Raw genomic sequence first — 4651 nt, 5'->3', positions numbered from 1 at the left:
CCCCCACACCAGCGCCGGCAGATGTGGCGCATCCACCTCCGCACCAACACCCCCGCCTCCTGACCCGTCGAAGCCTCCGCCCCCTCACTCCCACTCCAAGACCCACTCACCCGACAGGAACACCCACAACCGTGACCCGCTTCACCGTCCTCGACGAGACCCGCCGCCACCCCGGCCTCGCCGAGCAGATATCCGCCATCCTGCACACCGTCGCCCCGCTCGTGACCCAGACGACGGGCCTGGCCGTTCCGCCGGCCGTCCGCTTCCGCCTGCTCACGCCGAAGGAGTGGCGCGCCGCTTACCGGTACAACGGCGGGCGCATCCTGACCCGGGACATCGCCGACCTGGAGATGACGCCCAAGGAGATCACCCAGATACGCCGCGCCCTCAAGATCAGCGGCATCCTCCCCGTCCTCCTGTGGCCGCTGATCGCCGGGGTGACCATGGAGGCCGCCGACGGCCAGGTCGAGACCGTGATGGTGCCCCGCACGCTCCAGCACGTCGGATACGACACCAACGCGCAGTGTCTGACCCAGATCGTCGCGCACGAGCTCGTCCACCAGGCGCAGCTCGCGGCCCGTGCCGGCGTGTGGGAGGAGACCCTGTTCGCCGGCCGCCGGGGACGCGACCCCCAGGCCGGACCGACCGTGGTGGAAGGACACGCCTGCTGGGCCGACCGGGAGATCACGACCCGCCTCTACGGCGCACCGGTCGACGCCGCCCAGCACGCCAGGCCGTCGCGGCGCTTCCGGCTCCATAAGGCGATCACCGACATCACCAGGCTCAGCCGTCTCAACGCCCACTACGCCCAAGGGCTCCGGCTCATCACCCAGGCCGTCGGCCTATGCGGCACCGACGTGGTCAACCAGGTCTGGACCGACGCCTCCCTGCTGCCCACCGCCGAGGAGATCACCGACCCCGAGACCTGGGCCCGGCGGCTCGCCGCCGCCTCCCCGGCCGGCCCCGGCCTCACGGCCGAACCGGCCGGACAGAGCTGACCGGCAGCCGGCAGGAGGAGGCGGGCAGACGTGGAGAAGACCACCCGGACAGGGGCCGATGCCGTCGGGCCGGACGATCGCATCACCACGCCCGCCGACAACCCCGGCGCGCAGCCCTCCGACTGGGAACAGGCCCTGGACAGCCTGCCCGCGGCCTGGCCGAGATCCCTCCAGGCGCAGGCGGCCGACCCCGTAGTGCGGGCGGCCGTCCGCCGTGCCTACACGGCGGGTCTTTCCCTCGCCGGGATCCGCCGTCGCACCGGGCGCTCCGTCAAAGCCCTGAGGCTGATCCTCTCCCTGGAAGGGGTGCTGCGCGCCTCGGGCGGACGGGGCCTGCGGCCGGGCCTGCCCGAGGGGTATCCGATCTGGTCGGCCTACACGACGGCGGTGATACACCGGCGGATCGCCGAGGGGACGTACCCGGCTGCGACGCCCTTGCCGCCCTACCGGGTGCTGGCCGCCGAGCTGACGGTCTCGCGCAGCGCCGTCTGCGCGGCGGTCCGGCGGCTGAAAAGCGAAGGGCGGCTGCGCAGGGAAGGACGCCGTCTCGTCATCGAAGCCTGCGGGGCGGCCCGCCGCCGCAACCCTGCCCGTGGGGCGGGAGGAAGAAGGGGGCCGCCTCGTGCGCACGGCCCGGCAGACCGGGCCAGGCCGCCGACGCCCCCGAGCCCCCGCTTCTCCCCGTCTCACCTGAGCACCGGCCGATGGCCGCAAGCCGGCCACGACAACCGCCAGGCGAGCGACACCGGCGGGCTCCCGGCCGCCGCCCGGCCCGTTCCCGCTCACCCCCGAACTCCCGCCCGAGAAAACTGACACCCCGCATGACCCACCTCCACATCCGCAACCAGGCCGGCCGCCACTACGACGGCCTGGCCGAACAGCTCACCGCCATCGGCGACGAGGTCCTCCCCCCCGGCGACCAGGACATAGCTGAACTCCACACCTGGATCAGGTCCGCCACGAACACCGCGTCCACGTCCTCACCCACCTCCCCCCGCTCCCAGGCCCACTGAAGGACCGTCTCCGTCAGACGGCCGCTGCCGGTGGGCGGATGCCCGGTGGTTCTCCAGCAGATCACCCCGCAGCGACCCGGTGGCCACCACCTCGAACGGCGCGTCCACCGACCGCACGACCGCACGGCGCAGCGCCGCCGTCATCAACTCGTCCTTGTTCGCCCACCGCCGGTACACCGTCCAGCTGGAAGGTGCGGCAAAGTGGCTGCCCGGCCGCGTCACCTCGGTGTGGATCTCCGCTCATGCAGCCGTCGGCCCGCCCACTCCGCTGCCCACCCGGGCGAACCTGCTGACGCCTGCTTCAGCGGCCTTGGCCGAGCGGGTGGTTGGACCCCTGGGCGGAGATGAGAGTGGCCGCTTTTGTGAGCTCGGTGGCGAAGCGCTCCACGGCCTCGTAGGGGAAGCGGTGGCTGGGCCCGCTGAGCGAGAGCGAGGCGATGACCTTGCCGGAGCGGCTGATCACCGGGACGGCCACCGCGGTCAGGACCTCGCCCCATTCGCTGCTGCTGACCGCGTAGCCGCGGTGCGCCACCTCCTCTGCCCAGGCGCGCAGCCGGTCGGCGGGCGTGTCGCCGTGAGGAGTTGACGCGGCGATGCACCGCAGCAGGTTCTGGGAGGCGTCGTGCAGGAGGACTTTGGACGAGGCTCCGGCCCACAGCGGCTGCTCGTCGGGAAAAACGCGGTGCGTCCCGGGGCTCTTGTGAGGCGGTGGTCAGCCGTCGAGGACGGGTCCGGCCGTGTCGAGTGCGGCTCCCGCGACGGCCGGCCCGGCGGGGTGGCGGGAGCCTTCGCGCCGGTCTCTCAGTCGCCCATGATGACGGTTTCGCCGTCGTCCTCGCCGCCGCCGTCGGAGACGATGTTGGGGAAAGCGCCTCCTTGGCCGTCCCCCAGGACGATGATGTCGCCGTCCTCGTCCCGGGGGGCTGAGGCGGCGCGGACGCCGCCGTGCCGCTGCGAGCCGTGTGGTTCCTTCACGGCCGTCGCGGTCGCGCCCGGGATTCCGCGCGCTTGGGCCTGCTCGTAGCGCAGGCCGAAGACGTTGCTGTTGCCGAGGCAGTAGTCGGTCGCGCTGGGGCAGTCGTCCTTCTGGTCGAGCCAGTGGACAGCGAGGTCGTCGTGCCGCCAGACACCCACGGTGTCCGCGCCCGGCTCGCGGAGGACGATCCGGTCCAGGCACAGCCCGTTGCCGCCGCCCTTGGAGATCTCCACCCCGGTGACGGTGCCGAAGCCGTCGGGAGCGCCGAGCTGGTAGGTGTCGTTGTCGTTGCGTTCGAAGTCGTTGTACCAGGACTTGTCCAGGAGCACCCATGCGGACGCGTCGTTCGTGGCGTTGCGGAGCGTCTCTAATCAGCTAAGCGATCCCATGTCAGACGTAGCGTCTGGCAACGGGATTGTCCACCGTGGAGGGGTGGCGTGGGCGTGCAGGTGGAAGCCTGCGCCCAGTGCCGCTCCTCGTGGCTGGTGCTTGTTGGTGGGTGTGCTGATCGTCGTCACGCCCTGGTGCCGGTGGGCTGCGCGGGGCAGCCGGTTCCGGTCCGTGTGAGCGTGTCCCTCCGGACGCTGGCCCGCCGGACCCGAAGGTCTGTCAGGGGAGGGTGTCCGGCGTCGCCTGGGCGTCGGACGTGTAGTTCGAGGCCGGGTGGGGCCGGTCTTGGACCGGTCGTTCCGGCTGGTGTTGTCGGTACTCGGCGTGACGACCGCGCCCGCTTCGAGCGTGTCCACCACTGTGCGGATCGCCATCGCGCCGCTGGTGCGGTCCGTGACGGTCTTGGTCTGGTGGGTGAGGCCCCGTGCGGCGATGCGCCGCCACGCCCCGTTGTCCCGGTCGCCCTGCCACCGGCAGGAGGGGCAGAGTGCCCATTTCCATCCGGGTGTGGTGGGCCGGTCAGGGGCTTTGCGGTGCCGCAGCGGGGTGAGGCAATGGGGACAGTGCTTGGAAGTGTGGCGCGCCGGGACGGTGACGAGGGCGATCCCTACTTCGGCGGCGAAGTGGCGCATGCGGTCCACGATCTGTCCGCGCACTTGCTGGGAGAGGCGGGTGTTCATGGTGCGGCCCATGCCCCTGGCTTCCATCGACCGCAGGTCTTCGACGTAGATCACCGTGGCCGAGGCGGTAATGGCCTGATCCACTGTCCAGCGTGCGGCAGCCGACGCGAGGGCGTCGTTGAGATGGGAACGCCGGTCATAGACGTGCCTGATCTCATCGGACAGGACCGTGTGCCTGGCGGTCAGCGAATGCTGCTCGTCCCCGCCGGTGAGCCGCTGGTAGTGGTCGGACTTGGCGTGCAGGTGCTCGGACAGGCGCCGGAGCCGGTGCTGTTTGGCGAGGACCCCGGCGGCGCGGAACTGTCCACCGGAGCCGAGGGCAGTAATCTGGCCGTCGTCGTGCAGGCGTGCGGCTCCGGCGGACAGCAGGGTGTTCAGGCCCCAGTCCACGCCCAGCGCGATCGTGTGACCGGTGCGGGAAGCCCTGGGAACGGCGTGGGTGTAGGCGAGATCCGCCCGGACCCGGCCCTGGTGGATACGCAGGGTGGGCAGGTGCAGCACCGCACCGGCCGGGATCGTCGCAGGCAGCACCATGGGGCAGGCGACCCAGGCCCAGTCGTTGTACGAGGCCGGGTCGGGGCGGGTGGGCAGTTG

The 4651-nt window shown here is 71.6% G+C and carries 6 protein-coding genes; 3 read left to right on the top strand and 3 right to left on the bottom strand.

Going from position 1 to position 4651, the window contains the following annotated elements; translation table 11 throughout:
• Positions 1–131 precede the first annotated feature (131 nt).
• Genes AOK24_RS41830 through AOK24_RS41820 form a run of 3 tightly spaced genes read left to right on the top strand, consistent with a single transcriptional unit; the run spans position 132 to position 2011 of the window.
• Positions 132–998 (top strand): zinc-dependent metalloprotease, encoded by an 867-nt coding sequence (locus AOK24_RS41830; protein ID WP_055725110.1) that lies wholly within the window; start codon positions 132–134, stop codon positions 996–998.
• A 30-nt stretch (positions 999–1028) separates the two neighbouring features.
• A complete protein-coding gene (locus tag AOK24_RS41825) occupies positions 1029–1811 on the top strand; it encodes a GntR family transcriptional regulator (RefSeq protein ID WP_055725109.1) in 783 nt (260 codons plus the stop codon).
• 8 nt (positions 1812–1819) lie between these two features.
• Positions 1820–2011 (top strand): hypothetical protein, encoded by a 192-nt coding sequence (locus AOK24_RS41820; protein WP_055725108.1) that lies wholly within the window; start codon positions 1820–1822, stop codon positions 2009–2011.
• Between the two features lie 301 nt (positions 2012–2312).
• Here the strand turns inward: AOK24_RS41820 and AOK24_RS41815 are convergent, their stop codons facing one another.
• The 3 genes from AOK24_RS41815 to AOK24_RS41805 form a co-directional block, all read right to left on the bottom strand.
• Positions 2313–2669 (bottom strand): IclR family transcriptional regulator domain-containing protein, encoded by a 357-nt coding sequence (locus AOK24_RS41815; RefSeq protein ID WP_079057263.1) that lies wholly within the window; start codon positions 2667–2669, stop codon positions 2313–2315.
• 143 nt (positions 2670–2812) lie between these two features.
• Positions 2813–3316: a hypothetical protein gene (locus tag AOK24_RS41810; protein ID WP_055725107.1), complete on the bottom strand. Its 504-nt coding sequence runs from the start codon at positions 3314–3316 to the stop codon at positions 2813–2815.
• Between the two features lie 42 nt (positions 3317–3358).
• Positions 3359–4651, bottom strand: a 1293-nt coding sequence (locus AOK24_RS41805; RefSeq protein ID WP_055725106.1) for a zinc ribbon domain-containing protein, incomplete at its 5' end; no start/stop codon positions are given.

The sequence above is a fragment of the Streptomyces niveiscabiei genome (genome assembly GCF_001419795.1).
Classification (GTDB): Bacteria; Actinomycetota; Actinomycetes; order Streptomycetales; family Streptomycetaceae; genus Streptomyces; species Streptomyces niveiscabiei.
This window is presented reverse-complemented; position numbering and strand designations above follow the sequence as displayed.